At 37.0% G+C, this 16,724-nt stretch carries 21 protein-coding genes and 1 riboswitch; of the genes, 13 read left to right on the top strand and 8 right to left on the bottom strand.

The features are described 5' to 3' along the window. Nucleotides 1-15 precede the first annotated feature (15 nt). A riboswitch (Lysine riboswitch) is annotated at nucleotides 16-190 on the top strand. 147 nt (nucleotides 191-337) lie between these two features. The 3 genes from JF53_RS07410 (at nucleotide 338) to JF53_RS17435 (ending at nucleotide 3,756) form a co-directional block, all read left to right on the top strand. After that, nucleotides 338-1,870: a Na+/H+ antiporter NhaC family protein gene (locus JF53_RS07410; RefSeq protein WP_047979634.1), complete on the top strand. Its 1,533-nt coding sequence runs from the start codon at nucleotides 338-340 to the stop codon at nucleotides 1,868-1,870. A 247-nt stretch (nucleotides 1,871-2,117) separates the two neighbouring features. Further along, nucleotides 2,118-3,653 carry a sodium-dependent transporter gene (locus JF53_RS07405; protein WP_047979635.1) on the top strand — a complete coding sequence of 512 codons (1,536 nt, stop codon included), beginning with the start codon at nucleotides 2,118-2,120 and terminating at the stop codon, nucleotides 3,651-3,653. 1 nt (nucleotide 3,654) lies between these two features. Further along, nucleotides 3,655-3,756 carry a MetS family NSS transporter small subunit gene (locus tag JF53_RS17435; protein ID WP_157052475.1) on the top strand — a complete coding sequence of 34 codons (102 nt, stop codon included), beginning with the start codon at nucleotides 3,655-3,657 and terminating at the stop codon, nucleotides 3,754-3,756. A gap of 42 nt (nucleotides 3,757-3,798) precedes the next feature. Here JF53_RS17435 and JF53_RS07400 read toward each other — a convergent pair whose 3' ends face one another. Both JF53_RS07400 and JF53_RS07395 read right to left on the bottom strand, forming a co-directional pair. Next, the gene (locus JF53_RS07400; protein ID WP_047979686.1) at nucleotides 3,799-4,722 is read right to left on the bottom strand and encodes a M23 family metallopeptidase; all 924 of its coding nucleotides are present in this window, start codon (nucleotides 4,720-4,722) and stop codon (nucleotides 3,799-3,801) included. A gap of 95 nt (nucleotides 4,723-4,817) precedes the next feature. Next, a complete protein-coding gene (locus tag JF53_RS07395; RefSeq protein WP_047979636.1) occupies nucleotides 4,818-5,393 on the bottom strand; it encodes a YhcN/YlaJ family sporulation lipoprotein in 576 nt (191 codons plus the stop codon). 147 nt (nucleotides 5,394-5,540) lie between these two features. On the opposite strand from JF53_RS07395, the gene JF53_RS07390 reads away from it, so the two are divergent. Continuing rightward, entirely contained in the window at nucleotides 5,541-5,813 is a 273-nt protein-coding gene (locus JF53_RS07390; protein ID WP_047979637.1) for a YutD family protein, read from the top strand. A 352-nt stretch (nucleotides 5,814-6,165) separates the two neighbouring features. Here JF53_RS07390 and JF53_RS07385 read toward each other — a convergent pair whose 3' ends face one another. Next, nucleotides 6,166-6,432, bottom strand: a complete 267-nt coding sequence (locus JF53_RS07385; protein WP_047979638.1) for a hypothetical protein — start codon at nucleotides 6,430-6,432, stop codon at nucleotides 6,166-6,168. A gap of 133 nt (nucleotides 6,433-6,565) precedes the next feature. Between JF53_RS07385 and JF53_RS07380 the strand changes: the two genes are divergently transcribed. Then, a complete protein-coding gene (locus tag JF53_RS07380; RefSeq protein WP_047979639.1) occupies nucleotides 6,566-7,006 on the top strand; it encodes a DUF86 domain-containing protein in 441 nt (146 codons plus the stop codon). 33 nt (nucleotides 7,007-7,039) lie between these two features. Next, a complete protein-coding gene (locus tag JF53_RS07375) occupies nucleotides 7,040-7,810 on the top strand; it encodes a TIGR01457 family HAD-type hydrolase (protein ID WP_083443571.1) in 771 nt (256 codons plus the stop codon). 141 nt (nucleotides 7,811-7,951) lie between these two features. Here JF53_RS07375 and JF53_RS07370 read toward each other — a convergent pair whose 3' ends face one another. Continuing rightward, nucleotides 7,952-8,464, bottom strand: coding sequence for a phosphatidylglycerophosphatase A family protein (locus JF53_RS07370; protein ID WP_047979640.1), 513 nt, complete (start codon nucleotides 8,462-8,464; stop codon nucleotides 7,952-7,954). 90 nt (nucleotides 8,465-8,554) lie between these two features. On the opposite strand from JF53_RS07370, the gene JF53_RS07365 reads away from it, so the two are divergent. Beyond that, entirely contained in the window at nucleotides 8,555-9,532 is a 978-nt protein-coding gene (locus JF53_RS07365) for a protein kinase family protein (protein ID WP_053071820.1), read from the top strand. A gap of 81 nt (nucleotides 9,533-9,613) precedes the next feature. Here JF53_RS07365 and JF53_RS07360 read toward each other — a convergent pair whose 3' ends face one another. Further along, on the bottom strand, nucleotides 9,614-9,838 hold the full coding sequence (locus JF53_RS07360) for a NifU family protein (protein ID WP_047979642.1): 225 nt from the start codon (nucleotides 9,836-9,838) through the stop codon (nucleotides 9,614-9,616). Between the two features lie 160 nt (nucleotides 9,839-9,998). Between JF53_RS07360 and JF53_RS07355 the strand changes: the two genes are divergently transcribed. The 3 genes from JF53_RS07355 to JF53_RS07345 all read left to right on the top strand — a co-directional run bounded on the left by JF53_RS07355 (nucleotide 9,999) and on the right by JF53_RS07345 (nucleotide 11,638). Beyond that, nucleotides 9,999-10,337: a YuzD family protein gene (locus tag JF53_RS07355; protein ID WP_083443570.1), complete on the top strand. Its 339-nt coding sequence runs from the start codon at nucleotides 9,999-10,001 to the stop codon at nucleotides 10,335-10,337. Between the two features lie 9 nt (nucleotides 10,338-10,346). Beyond that, complete coding sequence (gene dapF / locus JF53_RS07350; RefSeq protein WP_047979644.1) at nucleotides 10,347-11,201, top strand: diaminopimelate epimerase; 855 nt, start codon at nucleotides 10,347-10,349, stop codon at nucleotides 11,199-11,201. Nucleotides 11,202-11,281: 80 nt separating this feature from the next. Next, a complete protein-coding gene (locus tag JF53_RS07345) occupies nucleotides 11,282-11,638 on the top strand; it encodes a HesB/IscA family protein (protein WP_083443569.1) in 357 nt (118 codons plus the stop codon). Between the two features lie 42 nt (nucleotides 11,639-11,680). On the opposite strand, the gene JF53_RS07340 is transcribed toward JF53_RS07345, so the two are convergent. Beyond that, nucleotides 11,681-12,667, bottom strand: coding sequence for an NAD(P)/FAD-dependent oxidoreductase (locus tag JF53_RS07340; protein ID WP_047979646.1), 987 nt, complete (start codon nucleotides 12,665-12,667; stop codon nucleotides 11,681-11,683). Nucleotides 12,668-12,940: 273 nt separating this feature from the next. On the opposite strand from JF53_RS07340, the gene JF53_RS07335 reads away from it, so the two are divergent. The 3 genes from JF53_RS07335 to JF53_RS07325 all read left to right on the top strand — a co-directional run bounded on the left by JF53_RS07335 (nucleotide 12,941) and on the right by JF53_RS07325 (nucleotide 15,368). Beyond that, the gene (locus tag JF53_RS07335) at nucleotides 12,941-14,155 is read left to right on the top strand and encodes an NAD(P)/FAD-dependent oxidoreductase (RefSeq protein ID WP_047979647.1); all 1,215 of its coding nucleotides are present in this window, start codon (nucleotides 12,941-12,943) and stop codon (nucleotides 14,153-14,155) included. A 122-nt stretch (nucleotides 14,156-14,277) separates the two neighbouring features. Beyond that, nucleotides 14,278-14,589: a YuiB family protein gene (locus JF53_RS07330; RefSeq protein WP_047979648.1), complete on the top strand. Its 312-nt coding sequence runs from the start codon at nucleotides 14,278-14,280 to the stop codon at nucleotides 14,587-14,589. A gap of 86 nt (nucleotides 14,590-14,675) precedes the next feature. Then, nucleotides 14,676-15,368, top strand: a complete 693-nt coding sequence (locus JF53_RS07325; protein ID WP_047979649.1) for a 3D domain-containing protein — start codon at nucleotides 14,676-14,678, stop codon at nucleotides 15,366-15,368. 125 nt (nucleotides 15,369-15,493) lie between these two features. On the opposite strand, the gene JF53_RS07320 is transcribed toward JF53_RS07325, so the two are convergent. Then, nucleotides 15,494-15,967: a divergent PAP2 family protein gene (locus JF53_RS07320; RefSeq protein ID WP_047979650.1), complete on the bottom strand. Its 474-nt coding sequence runs from the start codon at nucleotides 15,965-15,967 to the stop codon at nucleotides 15,494-15,496. A 126-nt stretch (nucleotides 15,968-16,093) separates the two neighbouring features. After that, a complete protein-coding gene (locus tag JF53_RS07315) occupies nucleotides 16,094-16,690 on the bottom strand; it encodes a biotin transporter BioY (protein ID WP_330218282.1) in 597 nt (198 codons plus the stop codon). Nucleotides 16,691-16,724: the final 34 nt, after the last annotated feature.

The following is a 16,724-nucleotide window of genomic DNA, read 5'->3' as shown; positions in this document are numbered from 1 at the left end:
ATTACCTTGTCAGATCGGTGAGGTAGAGGCGCATGCAAGATTAGTAGTCAATCGGAGAATGACAACGATGATGATTGATAAAAGGCTTGTGTGCCGAAGCGTAATAAGGGTCGAACTTATTATTGCTGGGGTGTCTTTGAATAAGAGGCAGACTGTCATGCTAACGTACGCATGGAGAACTACTGATCAATTTGGAGGATAACGTATATTGTAAAACAATGATGGGTTATTTTCTGTCATTGTTTTTTTGTGTGGAAAAATCTATTTTTTTCTTAAGCGTATCTCCATGTACGAACAGCATAGATTAATAAAAATAATAAAAATGGGGGTATTCTTGATGGAAGGAACAATTTATTCCATTATTCCGGCACTAATTATGTTAGTGCTCGTGTTATTAACTAGAAAAGTATTATTATCGTTAGGAATTGGCATTATCGTTGGAGCATTATTTATCCATGATTTCAATGTAATAAGCAGTCTACAAGAAATATGGTCGGTGTTTTATAGCATTTTTATTTCTGATGGTGCACTTAATATTGGGGATCTTCAATTAATTGGTTTCTTGCTTTTACTCGGAGTGATGACCGCATTTCTACAAGCATCTGGTGGTAGTAAGGCATTTGGGGATTGGATGATAAGCAGAATTAAGACGCGTAGAGGCGCACAATTCATGGCACCAATATTAGGTATCATCATTTTCATTGATGACTACTTTAACGCATTAGCTGTTGGCCAAATTGCTCGACCATTAACAGATCGTCATCGTATTTCTCGAGCAAAATTAGCTTACTTTATTGACTCTACATCAGCTCCAGTAACCGTACTTTCTCCAATATCAAGCTGGGGTGCTTATTTAATAGGGTTAGTTGGCGGCTTGGTAGTGGTAACAGATTTACAACCATTAGAAGCATTCGTGCAAATGATTCCCTACAACCTATATGCAGTCGGTGCCTTGGTACTCGTATTTTTAGTTGCAACTTTTAATTTGAATGTCGGTCCGATGAGAAAACACGAGGAATTGGCACAGGAGACAGGTGAGGTTATCCCAGCAGGTGCAAAAGTGCCTGGGGATTTAACGAATACGTTTGAACCTAGTCAGAAAGGTAAAATTTATCACTTACTTGTTCCGATCATAGCCTTATTAGTAGCTACGATTTTATCAATGTTTATTACCGGTGCAAATGCAAGCGGTGATACAGTTACGATTTTATCTATTTTTGAAAATACCAATGTTAATTTTTCCTTGTTTATTGGTGGTATCGTAGCTGTAGTAGTTGCATTGCTGATGTACCTTATGCAAGCAAATTCTGATGCCAAGACTGGATTAGTATTTGTGGAAGGCATAAAAGCCATGCTGCCAGCCATTTATATATTATTATTAGCTTGGATGATTGGTTCCATAATTTCTACCTTACAAACTGGTGAGTATCTTGCGCAAGTAGTAGAAAATGCTAACATTAGTTCCAATCTATTACCTTTACTATTCTTTGTCATAGCAGGATTCATGGCATTAGCTACCGGTACATCATGGGGAACCTTTGGCATTATGTTACCAATTGCGGCAGATGTAATGACCATTGCAGATGTATCGTTACTTATCCCATCACTAGCTGCAGTATTGGCTGGGGCTGTATTTGGAGATCATTGTTCACCAATCTCGGATACAACGGTTCTATCTTCAACAGGTGCGGGTTCTAATCATATTGATCACGTCATTACACAGTTACCGTATGCCTTAATTGTTGCAGTAGCATCAGCAATCGGCTATCTCTTAATTGGCTTAACGAGTCAACTATATCTAGGCTTAATTATCACGTTAGTATTAATTGTCTTAATTTCTGTTATCGTGCATAAACTTTCAACAAAATAAATGATCCTAAAAAGACCTTTCATGCATTAAATTGAAAGGTCTTTTTTAGATAGTTACCCACAAGTTATATTGTATAGAAAATTTAAAAAATACTTTGACACAGGTAAAAAGTACCGTTATAATACAGACAAGTTTAGTAATTTCAGAAAAAATAAAATATACATATGAATCTGTAATTACGAATATTTAAATTCTTGTTACCGATACGAATCGTGTAATAAGAATATAATGATGAGGAGGTCTTTAAATGGAAACTCGTTCTCAGTGGGGAACAAGAGCAGGCTTTATTTTGGCTGCAGTTGGATCTGCTATTGGTTTGGGAAATATATGGCGCTTTCCATCGGTAGCCTATGAAAATGGCGGTGGGGCATTCCTCGTGCCATATCTATTCGCACTATTAACAGCAGGGATTCCGTTGTTGATTTTAGAATTTACAATGGGTCAGAAGTATCGAGGTTCTGCACCACTTACGTACAGACGCATGAATAAGAAAACTGAGTTTATAGGTTGGTGGGCTGTACTAATTGCCTTTGTAATCTCAACCTACTATTCGGTTATTATTGCCTGGGCAATGTCTTATTCCGTATTTTCATTCAATCTGAGCTGGGGATCAGATACACAAGGTTTCTTGTTAAATGATTATTTAAAGGTTGTAGATGCTGGTCAGGTAGGAAGTATTGTCCCTGGCGTTTTCATTCCATTGATTTTAGTATGGGTCATTACATTAGGGGTTTTATTTAAAGGAGTTAAAAAAGGAATTGAAATTGCAAATAGAATTTTTATTCCAGCATTGGTCATTATATTCCTTATTATCGTTATTCGTGCCATTACATTACCTGGAGCAATTGATGGACTGCAAGCTTTCTTTACTCCAGATTTCAGCAAGATTTTAGAACCAGATGTGTGGGTAGCAGCATATGGACAAATATTCTTTAGTTTATCCATTGCATTTGCGATTATGATTACGTATGCAAGTTATTTACCGAAGAAATCAGATATTACCAATAATGCCTTTATTACTGGATTTGGGAACTCTAGCTTTGAAATCTTAGCCGGTATTGGTGTATTTGGAATTTTAGGTTACATGGCGGGGCAATCAGGTGTTGCAGTTGATGAAGTGGTTAGTAGTGGGGTTGGGTTAGCTTTCATGGTATTCCCAGAAATTATTAACCAATTCCCAGGATTGAACGGGTTATTTGGGTTTTTATTCTTTGCATCACTTGTGTTAGCAGGTTTAACATCATTAATTTCAATTACAGAGACGTTTGTAGCTGGTCTTGTTGATAAATTTAATATTTCCCGTACAAAAGCAGTTGCATTTGGTGGGGGATTATCAGCGCTAATTTCTATTTTATTTGCAACGCAGGGTGGATTAAACTTCCTAGATGCTGCAGACTACTTTATTAACCAATTTGGTGTTGCCTTAATGGGATTGGTTGAAGTTATCTTGATTGCATGGATTTTAAGGCAGTTGAAGGATTTGAAAGAACATGCAAATGGAATTTCAGATATTCGCTTAGGTAGCTGGTGGACAATTTGTTTATCTATTATTACACCTATCGTATTAGGGTATATGATGTTTGGATTATTCAAGCAAAATTTATTGAAGGAATTTGATACACCAAATGGTAACTATGAAGGTTATCCAGATGCATTTATTGCTTGGGGTGGATGGGCAGTAGCAATTGGAGCATTAGTTGTTGGTGTCCTTATAACGTTAACTAAATGGAAAAGACCATCTACAGCAGAAGAGGAAGAAACACTTACAAAGGAGGCACAATAAGATGAGTTGGATTTTCTTTATGATACTTTCTATTGTAATTGTTTGGGGAGGTTTAGCAGCAAGTATTATGCATGCTGTGAAAAAAGGAAAAGAAGCAAAATAAAGCCGAAAGACTGTCTTAGATTTATCTAAGGCAGTCTTTTTCTTAGTTTTTATTCTTTGCCATTCGTTCCCACTTTTTTAAATATGGATAAGGGTCAAAGGACCATTCACTATAGCCATTGTCCTTGTACATTCCATAATGTAAATGAGGTGGGAATTTACCAGAGGTGCCAGGAGGTCCGTATCCAGTAGAGCCGACTTTACCAAGTACGTCACCTGGTTTGACGATTTGCCCAACTTTCACCCCATCTTGATAACCAGCAAGATGCGCATAATAATGATAAATATTATAAATGTCTCGAATGCCAATTCGCCAACCGCCATATAGATTCCATCCTTTTAATTCGACAACACCATAAGTAGTTGATTTCACCGGTGTTCCGTAGTCAGCAAAAATATCCGTTCCTTCATGAATTCGATTACCACCAAACCCTCTTCGATCCCCCCATGTATTTCGGTAACTATAAGTATGATTAATCGCTAAAGGGAAATCACGGTCTGTTAAATAAATATCGTTAAACTTCTTAAATACTTTCGCCGTATTTTTAATCGTTTGGACAGTTAAGTCTCGTTTATAATAATTCCATAAGCCAATTTTAATATCCTCTTCAGTATGGCCGTATTCTTGTAAAAAGGAAGCCATTGTATATAAAGCATCCTCGCCATCGGATGGGTCGGCTTTGTTATCACCGTTACCATCTTTTCCTTTTCCATCAAAGAATTCGATTTTTTTAATGTCCATGGAATTGTTCCCAGCACCGTACCATAAATCAGATGGAAAACGAATGGATATGACTTGATCATCTTCTATATCCTTATAGATTTGCCGCTCATATTGATCTACGGCCGCAATGTAATACCATGGAATCTGTGTTAATGCTGCCGTTTTCTTATAGAGAGCCAGACGCTTATCATATACGGTTTCTTGTTCTTGAGCTTCTACTGGAGTATTGGATAGGCAGAACATTAGAATTAGTACGATATAAAGGGAATGAATGCTTCTTGTGTACAATGTTTTTCACCTCTTTTTTTGGAAAGGAGAACCGGACTAACAGAGAGATGTTAGTCCGAAATGTCTTCCTTATGTTGAATACCTTGTGGGGATTTTTTCATTTCTGAGATAATTTGTTCTAATGTGTTATGATAATTTTTGTTGTTTGCTGAAGAATTATGCAGGCTTTGAATATCAGGGATAAGTGATTCATTATCCGATACATATACATCAAAATAGCCTGGCATGACGGACACAGCAGTTTTACTAGCGATTTCTGCAGCGGTTTCTCGGTCTACTTCATCACTTCGATCGTAGGCGATTAATACCTCTGCATCCGTAACTAATGTTGCTACCTCATTAAACCCTTCATTTCGCAGAATTAAACGTGCAATCATATCGGCCATTTCAATACGATTTAATGTGGCAACATGATGTTCCTCAGAATCCTCTTGGATTTGATCTCTTGTATAATTGACATATCCTAACTTATCTTGCATGTCTGTATTGTTTTGGGTTTTATTTTCTCGATTTGGATCTAACTCATCCAGCATTTGTTCCCGTTCTCCTGATGAGCTATCAGTATGAGAGCATGCCGTTAGAAAAATTCCTATGGATATCATACTGAGCAATAAAATTCGCTTCATGAAATTGTTCCTCCTCAGCTAAAAGTGCTTAGACTAACATTACTAGTAGTTTGTTGTATAATAAAGAAATCATGCAATGAAAAACGGAATAGCTGATATTGGCAAAAATGTGGTAAACTATACATAACGCAAGAGGGGTGAAGTTGGTTGGTAGAACTATTTGGAAAAAATTATGAGTTAATTGAGAATGTGAAAGATGGATTTCAAAAAGAAGTGCTTGAAGAACGGTATTCTGATATTTTGAAGAAATATGATTTTATTGTGGGTGATTGGGGATATGAGCAATTACGGTTAAAAGGCTTCTATCATGATCACAATTCTAAAGCAACAGACGACTCGCGTATTGGTGCTTTGGATGATTATTTATATGAATACTGTAATTTTGGCTGTGCCTATTTTGTATTAAAGAAAGTAGATTAACAGCCAGGACAAAATGTGTAGGCACTATACCTGCTTCGGGAATTATACTCCGCTTTCAATTCAGCACAGGGGAGACATCTGCTCGAAAGAACCTCGCAGTGTCTACCTTGACCACGGGCGGATGCTGAGTCTCCTTAGATATATCGCTCTTCCGTGGTCTCACCTAGGGCAGTCTTCCTGCAGGACAAATGTATTCGGTGGGCGGGTAATCACTGTCCCAAGGAACACTTCAGCAGCGATATTTCACACGAAGAAAAAAACGGTTTTCTATTTCAAGGAATTCCCGTAAATTCCCTACGCTGAATTAGTACATTGTTCGTTCTTTAATCTCCTCATGTACTTATATGTCAACTTAAATTTCATCATCGTAATCATGAAGTGGATGTGCGCCATCAGCTTGTCTTGGTACATCTTCATGTTGTTCTCTATCAGGGTAGACAAATGCACTGTCTCTTTGTTGCCCTTCCTGCCATGGTGTTGACTTACTTTGAACTGGCTCATCCTGTTTTATGCTAGAGCCAAAGGCACCTTCTGGAAATTCTTCTGGAATTAAGTAATTCTTCTTCCTCCTTACATTGGAAAAATCGGCGTATTGCTTCTTCTTATCCTGCTTAGTCATCATCCTCATTCCTTTCTTTACGAGTAGCTTTTGCAACAATTGCTATTCTACTATTCCATTTGTTGGCGTTTCTAATTTATTGTCGAAATTTTTTATGATATGATAAACACATGACGGTACAGGAGGTTACATCATGTATTTTGTTGATCGCAAAAAGGTAGAGGAAACTTTACAATTTATTGAAAAATTATTAGCTGAAAAAAAATCCTTTAGCACAGATTCCTTTTTAGAAAAACTGGCATTTGAGAGATTGGCGCAGCTATTAGTGGAAGCGATTATTGATGTTGGAAATATGATGATCGATGGATTTATTATGCGTGATCCGGGTAGCTATGAGGATATTATTGATATTTTAATTGATGAAAGAGTCATCCCTACTTCACAAGGTGATGCATATAAAGAAGTTATTGCACTTCGAAAAATGCTTGTTAACGATTATTTACATGTTGATTATAAGCAATTACATGAAACACTTATGGAATATGATGCAATGTTAAATCAGTTTACGTTACATATTAGAAATTATTTAACCAATGAATTAGGGGTAGCAAACGCATTTACAACGGAAGAATAATACGCTAGGTATGATATTGAAGGAGAATTAGAATTGAAGAATTACCGAGGTTATCTAATTGATTTAGATGGAACGATGTATCGAGGAAATGAAGTGATTGAGGAAGCACCAGATTTTATAAAAACTCTCAAATCACAAGGGATCCCGTATTTGTTCTTAACTAATAACTCATCCAAAACACCAGAACAAGTAACGGAAAAGCTAATACAATTAGGTATTGAGGCAAGTACAGAAGAGGTATTTACAAGTAGTATGGCAACTGCCAAGTATGTGAAGCAAACCATGCCAAATGCAAAATGCTTTGTGATTGGCGAAGTTGGATTATTTGATTCGTTGCAACGAGAAGGTGTCGAAATTACAGATGATGAAAATTGTGATGCTGTTGTAATAGGAATCGACCGGGACATTACCTATGAAAAATTAGCAAAGGCATGTATTGCAATCCGAAACGGTGCTGCCTTTTTCTCAACAAATAGCGATAATGCTCTACCAACAGAAAGAGGACTGCTTCCAGGGAATGGTGCGATGACATCGGTTATTACGTTTAGTACTGGAAAGCAACCAGTGTTTATAGGTAAACCAGAAACAATCATCGTACAGGAAGCATTAGCTGTATTAGGTACAACGAAGGAAGATACCATTTTGGTAGGAGATAATTATAATACAGATATTCAAGCTGGTATTAAATCTGAAATGGATACATTAATGGTATTTACTGGTGTTACACCGTTTGAGGAATATGAATCCTTACCAATTAAGCCAACTTATTTTATAAAAGATTTAAGTGAATGGTTCCGAGACTAAAAAAACAGGCTGGGACATAAGTAAAATGAGAAGATAAAAGGACGAACAATGCACTGTTCAACGAAGTATATTCCGGAGCGGGTATCGTGCACCAACGTTCGGATTTTATCTAACCATTAACACTTATGTCCCAGCATCTTTTTAATCGTCAAGTAATTTGTCATCTGCAGATGAGTGGGCAAGTCTGCTTGAGGCAGCGGCAGCGATTGCGCCAACAATATCATCTAAGAATGTATGGCATTCACCACTTGATTTATCATTTAGTCGTTTTAAAACACCTGGTTTTTGTTTATCGATATAGCCATAGTTCGTAAACCCGATTGACCCGTAAACATTGACGATGGAGAAAGCAATAATCTCATCAACCCCATATAGGCTTTCGTCAATTTCAATCGCAGTTTGTAATGGCTCCTCTAATAACTTCTTCTCAGCAAGTTTATCCAATTGAATACCAGTAAGAATGGCATTCTGCACCTCTCGCTTTTCTAAAACCCGGTCTACATTATATAAGCAATCATCCATACTTAAATTTTCGTGGTAATTTGATTGAAGGTAGTACACTAATTCTGCAATCTCTTCTAATGAAACACCACGTTCCTGTAATAATTCTCTCGCTTTTTGTTCAAGTTCACTTTGATTTAAGTTTTTTCCCATGTTTTGTATTGATTCTCCTTTTACAGGTTAAGATTAACTGATTCCTTCATACAATTTATAGTAATGGGGTTATCGGGAGGGAATCTTTATATGAAAGAATTACTGTTAACTAATTATAATATTTATGTGAAGGATTATGTAAGTGTTCTTGGAAGAACAGGATTTCGAGATCAAGATTATACTTATTTTATCATTAACGCTACGAACAAGGAAATGATTCAAATGGAGCAAGCGGCACTTGCTTATTATCTTTCCGAAAACGGCTATAATCATACGGCGCTTCCAATACCGACTAATGATAATAAGTGGTTTGTCAATCAAGAGGATAATCGTTACCTCGTATTACGAGTAGCTGAATTACAGGAAAACCTGCGAGATTCTCATGGTGTGACCCTTGCACAGTTTCATGAGAAAACAGCAGCATATCCGTATGAACCGAAAGAAATCTCAAGCTACGGTCTGTGGAAAAACCTATGGATAAATAAGTTAACAGCCTTTGAACAGAAAATACAAAAAGAAGCAATAGAGCACCCGACTGACTATTATCGCCTTCTGATTGACGTTCTCCCATATCTTGTCGGAATAAGTGAAAATGCTATTCAATATATACAAGAGAGTGAAAGTGATAAGCGATATCATTATGGGGATCAGGGTGTTTTTACATTTCAACGCTATAAGGAAAATTTAGTAGAACCAGTGATTTGGACCGATGAGTTAGTATATGATCATCCTAGCCGGGATCTAGCCGAATTCATACGGTATAAATTTTTAGAAAATGATGAAAAAATTACAGACGAAGTAGTCAAGTTTATGAGTGATTATCAATCCATCCGACCATTATCTGTTTTTAGCTGGAGACTTTTATATGCACGATTAGTCTTTCCTATCCATTTATTTGATTTTATTGAAAGGTGCTTTTATGGGAATGATTTTGATCAGTATCATGTTGCCTTAAGGGGGTATATGGAAAGACAGAAGCTTTACGAACAGCGGTTGGGACAGCTTTATGATGTGATGGAAGTTGATTATAAAAGCTTCGATATACCAATTATTCAATGGTTGTCCTAAAGGGAGTTACCTAATGTATTGATTTGAGTATTCCATAAAAAAAGCAGACAAATCAAGTTGTCTGCTTTTTGCTATTTTAAATTAAAATACTTGTTCAATTTCCTTAACGCCTGGTACTTCAGCCATTAATGCACGCTCGATACCAGCTTTTAATGTAATTGTTGAGCTTGGGCAGTTTCCACATGCACCCATGAGACGAAGAAGTACAATGCCATTATCATCAACATCAATTAACTCCACATCTCCACCGTCTCGAAGTAAGAATGGGCGTAATTTATTTAAAACTTCCTGTACTTGTTCACGCATTATCCATCTTCTCCTTTCCTATCTATATTATAAAGGTAATTCGGTAAAAAATCTATTGTTAAATTCATAGCTACTAATAATCATTATTATTTTATCTTTAGTTAAAGTTTTTGTAAAATAAAAGAAACTATAAGAAAATTTCGGAATCGGAGGTTGTGAATTGGATAAGGATAAAGTGATTATCACAGTATATGGTGCTGAACAGATTTGTGCAAGCTGTGTCGGTGCTCCGAGTTCTAAGGATACGTATGAATGGTTGCAGGCTGCTATTGCAAGAAAGTATGAGGTAGACCAACTTGAATATGAATATGTTGATATAAATGAATCACAGGAATTGAAAAAACATCGTGATTTTATTGAAAAAATGGTGGAAGAAGATATGTTTTATCCCATTGTTTTTGTAAATGATGAAATGGTTGCAGAAGGAATTCCAAGATTAAAAGATATTTATGCGGAGCTTACCAATTATCATGTACCATTATTAGAACAAATGAAATGAGGCTGTTAAATGGAAATACCTTTTGTAAAGATGCATGGCTTAGGCAATAATTATATTTATGTTGATTTATTCCAATTTGAAATAGAAGAAAAACGTTTACCAGCCATCGCTAGGGAAATTTCCAATGTGAATACGGGCATCGGATCAGATGGGTTAATTTTGATTCACCCTAGTACGGTAGCTGCAGTAGGCATGCGAATATTTAATAAGGATGGCTCAGAAGGGAACACCTGTGGGAATGGCCTCCGCTGTACGGCTAAATACGCTTTTGAACAAGGACTTGTAAAATCGCGTGACTTTCAAATCGAAACGAAGGCCGGAATTGTGGATGCAACTGTTCAAACGAATGGTGGCTCTGTTACAGAAATCACAGTCAATATGGGTAAGCCACGTCTTAAGCGTTCGCTTATTCCAATGCGTGGTGAAGAACGGGAGAGCATAGTAAGTAAGCCATTTGACGTTGCCAATCGAGAATTAAGACTAACAGCTGTATCCATGGGAAACCCTCATGCTGTCTTTTTCGTGGATGACATTACAACAGCTCCTTTATATGAATTGGGCGAAATCATTGAACAAGATTCTCGATTTCCAGAAGGAGTGAATGTTGAATTTGTGGAAGTAGTAAATGAGACAGAACTTAATTTTCGTGTGTGGGAAAGAGGTTCTGGTGTGACTCAAGCTTGCGGAACTGGGGCATGCGCTGCAGCAGTGGCGGCAATCTTAAATGGTTTTGCATCAAATGGAAAGCCCATTACGGTTCATTTGCAGGGGGGAGATTTAGAAATTAAGTGGGATGATGATGGTTTTGTTTGGATGACGGGTGGAGCAGAAGTTATTGCAACCGGAAGTTATTATTTTCTTTAACTTAGTAAAACATTTTATTTGAAAAGCATATGCTAGTGTCCTTATAATAAGGATAAGCAATCTTTTAGGGAGGAATTAAGATGGTTATTTCGCTAACAGATAGTGCAAGTCTTCAAATCAAGGATATGATGAAGGACGAATCTGAAAATGCGCGTCTGCGTTTTGGGGTAAAAGGTGGCGGCTGCAGCGGATTATCTTATTCACTCGGATTTGATGAAGAAGTTAATGAAGAATTAGATTTAATAGAAGATATTAATGGTGTCCCGGTGGTTATATTTAAACAGGATATTCCAATCATTGAGGGGACTAAAATAGATTTCAAGCAGAATATGATGGGTGGCGGATTCAGTATCGATAATCCGAACGCAATTGTATCCTGTGGCTGTGGCTCGTCCTTCCGCGCAAAAGACAGAGAAGGAACACCAGGCGAATGTTAAAAAAAAGCTAGAATACGTAAGCCGTATTCTAGCTTTTATATTTTAAAACATACTAGTTGAATGTTTAGGTTGTACACGGGCTTTTGGATCAATATATTGTTTAGCATTATTGATAGCAGTTGGCCCTTCGCCAAATCCTGTAGCAATTAATTTCACCTTACCAGGATATGTACAAATATCTCCAGCAGCATAAATACCAGGAATGTTGGTTTCCATTTTCGTATTCACAACGATACTATTTTTTTCGATTTCAAGTCCCCAGTCTTTTATCGGACCTAATGTAGAGATGAAGCCATAGTTACAAATTACATCATCAACCTCTAATGTGATTTTTCGTTCCCCTTTGACTTCTTCAAGCAGTACTTCGTCAATTGTATTTGTTGCTACAATTTCAGTTGGGGTAAACGGTGTTATAACATCTACACTTGAATTCTTTAGTTGCTCTACACTATGCTCGTGCGCACGGAATTCATCTCGGCGATGTACAAGCGAAACTTTTTCCGCGATTGGCTCCAGCATAAGTGCCCAATCAACCGCTGAATCTCCTCCACCTAAAATGGCAACCTTTTTATCCTTAAATTGATTCATGTCCTTCACATAGTAGTGTAAATTAACACCTTCAAACTCCTCAGAGTTATTAATGTTGAGACGGCGAGGTTGGAAGGCTCCATTACCAGCAGTAATAATCATCGTCTTCGTGTAATGAACCTCTCCAGTGTTTGACGTTAACTGGAACGAGTCATCTTCTAATCGTTCCACCTGTTCAATGGATTGACCAAGAACAATGGTTGGATCGAACATACTAGCTTGTTTCTCTAAATTATCCACTAGCTCCTGTGCACGTACCTTAGGAAATCCTGCAATATCATATATATATTTTTCTGGATATAGGGCAGATAATTGCCCACCAGTATGTGGTAAACTTTCAATTATTTTAACACTAGCTTGACGCATTCCACCATAGAAGGCGGTAAATAATCCAACTGGACCAGCGCCAATAATCGTGACATCATATAGCTTTTCCGACACATTAACTACCTCCTTTAGCAATTCAAAATTCCACTAACATCGTACCATAAAACCCTATTGTTTGTAATTCCTTTGTCTTCAAGTATTTAGGAAGAGTTGAAAAATTGTTTTTAGGGTTGAAAATAATTACTAAAAGGTCTATCATATAGGTTGGATAATATATTACGAATATGTGACAAGCCATGTTGGCTTTATCTCTTTTTTTGTATTCATACGTGAAAGTTGTCACATACTCAAAAGTAATAAAAAACAAATAAATGGATGTGATTATGAATGAAAAAGCCTAACATTGTTGTTTTAGGTGCTGGTTATGGGGGAATGATGACAACTGTCAAGCTACAGAAGTCATTAGGTTCAAATGAAGCAAATATTACACTAGTGAATAAGAATGACTACCATTATCAAACTACTTGGTTACATGAGGTTTCAGCTGGAACTGTTCATCAGGATCAAGCTAGAGTCGCAATTAAAGATGTTGTGAATCCACATAAAGTTAACTTTGTACAGGATGCGGTTGTTGAGATTAAGCCAGAAGAAAAGAAAGTTAAACTTGAAAATGGCGAATTAGACTATGACTATCTAGTTATTGGACTAGGGTTCGAACCAGCAACATTTGGTATTCCTGGATTAGAAGAAAATGCATTCATGATTAATGATATTAATACATCTCGTCTTATTAGAGAACATTTAGATTACAACTTTGCACAATATCATAATGAAAAAGAAAAGAACCCTGCGCGACTTAATATTGTTGTAGGTGGAGGCGGATTCACAGGTATCGAATTCGTTGGAGAATTAGCAAACCGTATTCCGGAATTATGTAAGGAATATGATATTGATAAGTCTCAAGTGCGAATCATTAACTTAGAAGGTGCTCCAACTGTATTACCAGGATTTGATCCTGAATTAGTGGAATACGCAATGAATTCATTAGAAGCTCGTGGCGTAGAATTCATTACTGGTGCATTGCTTAAGGAAAGTAAACCTGATGGAGTTGTCTACGAAAAAGATGGTAAGCTAGTTGAAATCCCGACCTTAACAACAGTTTGGGCTGCAGGTGTAAAAGCTAACTCCATCGTTGAAAAGTCAGGATTTGAAACAAATCGTGGAAAAATTCAAGTGCGTAGCGATATGCGTGCACCTGATTATGATAACGTGTTTGTAATTGGAGATTGTGCACTAATTATGAATGGTGAACGTCCTTACCCTCCAACAGCACAAATCGCTATTCAACAATCTGCAACAGTTGCACATAATATTGTTGCACTTGTAAAAGGGCATAGCGAGCTAGAAGGTTTCGAATACAATTCACAAGGTACACTTGCTTCACTTGGCCATACTGATGGTATGGGTGTTGTCTTCGGTGACAAGAAGCTATTCGGTTGGAAAGCTACTTTCATGAAGAAAATGAGTGATAATCGTTATCTATTAAAACTAGGCGGAATCGGCTTAGTTCTGAAAAAAGGTAAATTTAATTTCTTTTATTAATTTGTATACAAGTAAATAAAAGAAGATGACAAAGCAAAGATGAGGAACTCGTCTTTGCTTTTTTTATGAATTGAATATAAAATTGTGTTTGAATGATTGTGTAAAAGAAGAGGGGAATAAATTTGATACAATTCGTCGTTTCCATCGTATTGTTTTTTGTGATTTTTTTTGGAATCGCCTTTATTTTAAATATGTTACTTAGAAGAACATGGTTAATGGCCTTTATTTATCCATTTATTGTCTTATTTATTGTCGATAAAATCGCGATTGGAGATTATTTTAAAGCTCCAGGAGCTTCGTTTTCAAAGGGATTTTCTGAATTATTGTCGATAACGCCAGCTGATATTGTTATTTTATCAGCAGGATTTGTAGGTACGATTGTATCAGGAGTTGTCATAAAATTTTTACGGAAAAATGGTTATCAGATGTTCTAATAGTATTCTAGCTAAATCCATTCCTTATTCAACATGAATAAAATCTTACTAGATTGGAAATGATGACATCCAGAGAGGTGTTATTATTGAAAATCAGTAAAATTATAAGAAGAATGGGCATGTCCATTCTGTTCATATTAGCATTCTGGACGACTATTTCCAGTATTTCTAATGTCACGTACGCTGACATTGCAGTACGATTTGAGCAGGATCATGTTGCTTCTTCGCGGGAATATACGTTTCACCCCGCAGAACATAGAAAGATAGCTTTGAAGGAAAAGGATTTATTGTATAGTAAACAACAGCAACACTATATATCCAGTGAACATATTGAAGGGCCAAAATCAGTAGAAGAGGCAATGGAAATTGAAAATTACCCAACTGCTACTGTTATCGCTACAGGCTACACGGCTGGTGTGGAATCAACAGGCAAAACACCAGATCATCCACAATATGGTCTCACGTATTCCGGTGTGAAGGTAAAACGTGATTTATATTCAACCATAGCAGCAGATTTAGATGTTTTTCCGATTGGTACCATTTTATGGATACCTGATTATGGATTTGGTGTAGTTGCTGATAAAGGTAGCGCTATCAATGATCATAAAATAGATCTATACTTTGATACAGTTGACGAAGTTTACAGCAAATGGGGTAAACGTGAAGTTGAGGTTTACATCCTGGAAAAGGGAAAAGGGACTTTATCTGAAGAGGTTTTGAATAATCTTAATGAAAATAAAGCATTACAGGTATTTCGAGAACAAATAAATAAAAGTTAATGAATAAGAGGCTGGAAAAAAGAAATATAATTATGAATTAAACACGAACGTCGTGCACTAATATTCGAAGTGGATATTGTGCACGACGTTCAAATTTTATCTTGGAATACCTTTTGTCCAGCCTCTTAATATAACTGAAAGAGTACGATGGCAACAATAATGCCGGTCAGGGCTCCAAAGAAAACTTCTATTGGCTGGTGACCTAGTAGCTCTTTTAAATCTTCTCGTTTTTCATAGTTCCCTTTTTTCTCCCAATTTTTAGCTCCGTCGATGAGGACTTGGAAATCTTTGACTAGTCGATTAAGCACGGTCGCCTGTTCACCGGCATGTCTTCTAACCCCCGATGCATCAAACATCGTTATGATACTGAACACTGCTGCCACTGCAAATAGTGTGGAGCTAAACCCTTCTGTTAGTCCAATTGCTGTTGACAGTGCTGTCACGGCAGCAGAATGGCTACTTGGCATCCCTCCAGTACTAAACGCAAGACCAGGCATGAATTCACGAGTCGCAATCAGGCGAATCGGAATCTTAACAACTTGCGCAAAGATAATGGCGGTGAGCGCTGCTGTTAGAGGGTAGTTCGAAATTAAATGCATTAGCCAATTCCTTTCCGTTATGTCTTCAAAATTGAAAAACCTAATGATGTCGTTATTTTATCATAACCGAAGGAAAATATAATATGATTTTAACGTTATTATCCAAAAAGAAAGTGGGAAATGCGCTTAAGCGTTTATCGTTTTCCATTTCATTGGTAGGCGATTGATTACCCTAGCAGTAAATAATGCAGCTAAACATGCTAATGCAAAGTCCTTTACCAAAAATGGTACCATGCCAATCCATGCTGCTAAGTAGGAAATTTCTAAATGAAGCCAAGCATTCATTGCAACATACATGAAAGTAACACCAAAGGCAAAATTTATAACTAGCCCAAGTATGGAGGCAAGTAGGTAACGAGATAAATTAGGCAGTGTTTTACGTTCGGCAACCCATCCAGCGACAAATGCTGTGAAAACAAACGAAATTATAAATCCACCAGTCGGTGTCAATAATTGCATCGGTCCACCATGCATCCCCGCAAAAACTGGAACACCAACGACACCAATTAGAACATAGGTAATCATGGCAAAGCTGCCTAACCGTTTTCCAAGCATAAGGCCAGCTAAAATAGCAAAAAATGTTTGGAGAGACAATGGAACTGATGTGCCTCCAATTGGTACAGCAAGGAAAGGAAACCACACTGTAATGTTGGCACCAATCACCATTAAACAGACAAATAATGCACCGATTGTTATTTCTACAGGACGTATATTTTTCATCATTTTACTCCTCTCATTATCTTTAGAATAATAAGAT

The organism is Ornithinibacillus contaminans (assembly GCF_001038425.2).
GTDB lineage: Bacteria > Bacillota > Bacilli > Bacillales > Amphibacillaceae > Ornithinibacillus > Ornithinibacillus contaminans.
Note: the sequence above shows the minus strand (reverse complement) of the source record. Positions and strands in the feature narration are given on the sequence as shown.

What these genes read in the sequence shown, in the direction of transcription:
- JF53_RS07370 (WP_047979640.1), bottom strand. Translation starts at nt 8,464, where the DNA reads ATGGGAAAAAACTTAAATCAAAGTGAACTTGAACAAAAAGCGAGAGAA.
- JF53_RS07400 (WP_047979686.1), bottom strand. Translation starts at nt 4,722, where the DNA reads ATGTTCTGCCTATCCAATACTCCAGTAGAAGCTCAAGAACAAGAAACC.
- JF53_RS07395 (WP_047979636.1), bottom strand. Translation starts at nt 5,393, where the DNA reads ATGAAGCGAATTTTATTGCTCAGTATGATATCCATAGGAATTTTTCTA.
- JF53_RS07335 (WP_047979647.1), top strand. Translation starts at nt 12,941, where the DNA reads ATGAAAAAGCCTAACATTGTTGTTTTAGGTGCTGGTTATGGGGGAATG.
- JF53_RS17435 (WP_157052475.1), top strand. Translation starts at nt 3,655, where the DNA reads ATGAGTTGGATTTTCTTTATGATACTTTCTATTGTAATTGTTTGGGGA.
- dapF (WP_047979644.1), top strand. Translation starts at nt 10,347, where the DNA reads ATGGAAATACCTTTTGTAAAGATGCATGGCTTAGGCAATAATTATATT.
- JF53_RS07410 (WP_047979634.1), top strand. Translation starts at nt 338, where the DNA reads ATGGAAGGAACAATTTATTCCATTATTCCGGCACTAATTATGTTAGTG.
- JF53_RS07405 (WP_047979635.1), top strand. Translation starts at nt 2,118, where the DNA reads ATGGAAACTCGTTCTCAGTGGGGAACAAGAGCAGGCTTTATTTTGGCT.
- JF53_RS07320 (WP_047979650.1), bottom strand. Translation starts at nt 15,967, where the DNA reads ATGCATTTAATTTCGAACTACCCTCTAACAGCAGCGCTCACCGCCATT.
- JF53_RS07380 (WP_047979639.1), top strand. Translation starts at nt 6,566, where the DNA reads ATGTATTTTGTTGATCGCAAAAAGGTAGAGGAAACTTTACAATTTATT.
- JF53_RS07345 (WP_083443569.1), top strand. Translation starts at nt 11,282, where the DNA reads ATGGTTATTTCGCTAACAGATAGTGCAAGTCTTCAAATCAAGGATATG.
- JF53_RS07365 (WP_053071820.1), top strand. Translation starts at nt 8,555, where the DNA reads ATGAAAGAATTACTGTTAACTAATTATAATATTTATGTGAAGGATTAT.
- JF53_RS07385 (WP_047979638.1), bottom strand. Translation starts at nt 6,432, where the DNA reads ATGACTAAGCAGGATAAGAAGAAGCAATACGCCGATTTTTCCAATGTA.
- JF53_RS07360 (WP_047979642.1), bottom strand. Translation starts at nt 9,838, where the DNA reads ATGCGTGAACAAGTACAGGAAGTTTTAAATAAATTACGCCCATTCTTA.
- JF53_RS07315 (WP_330218282.1), bottom strand. Translation starts at nt 16,690, where the DNA reads ATGATGAAAAATATACGTCCTGTAGAAATAACAATCGGTGCATTATTT.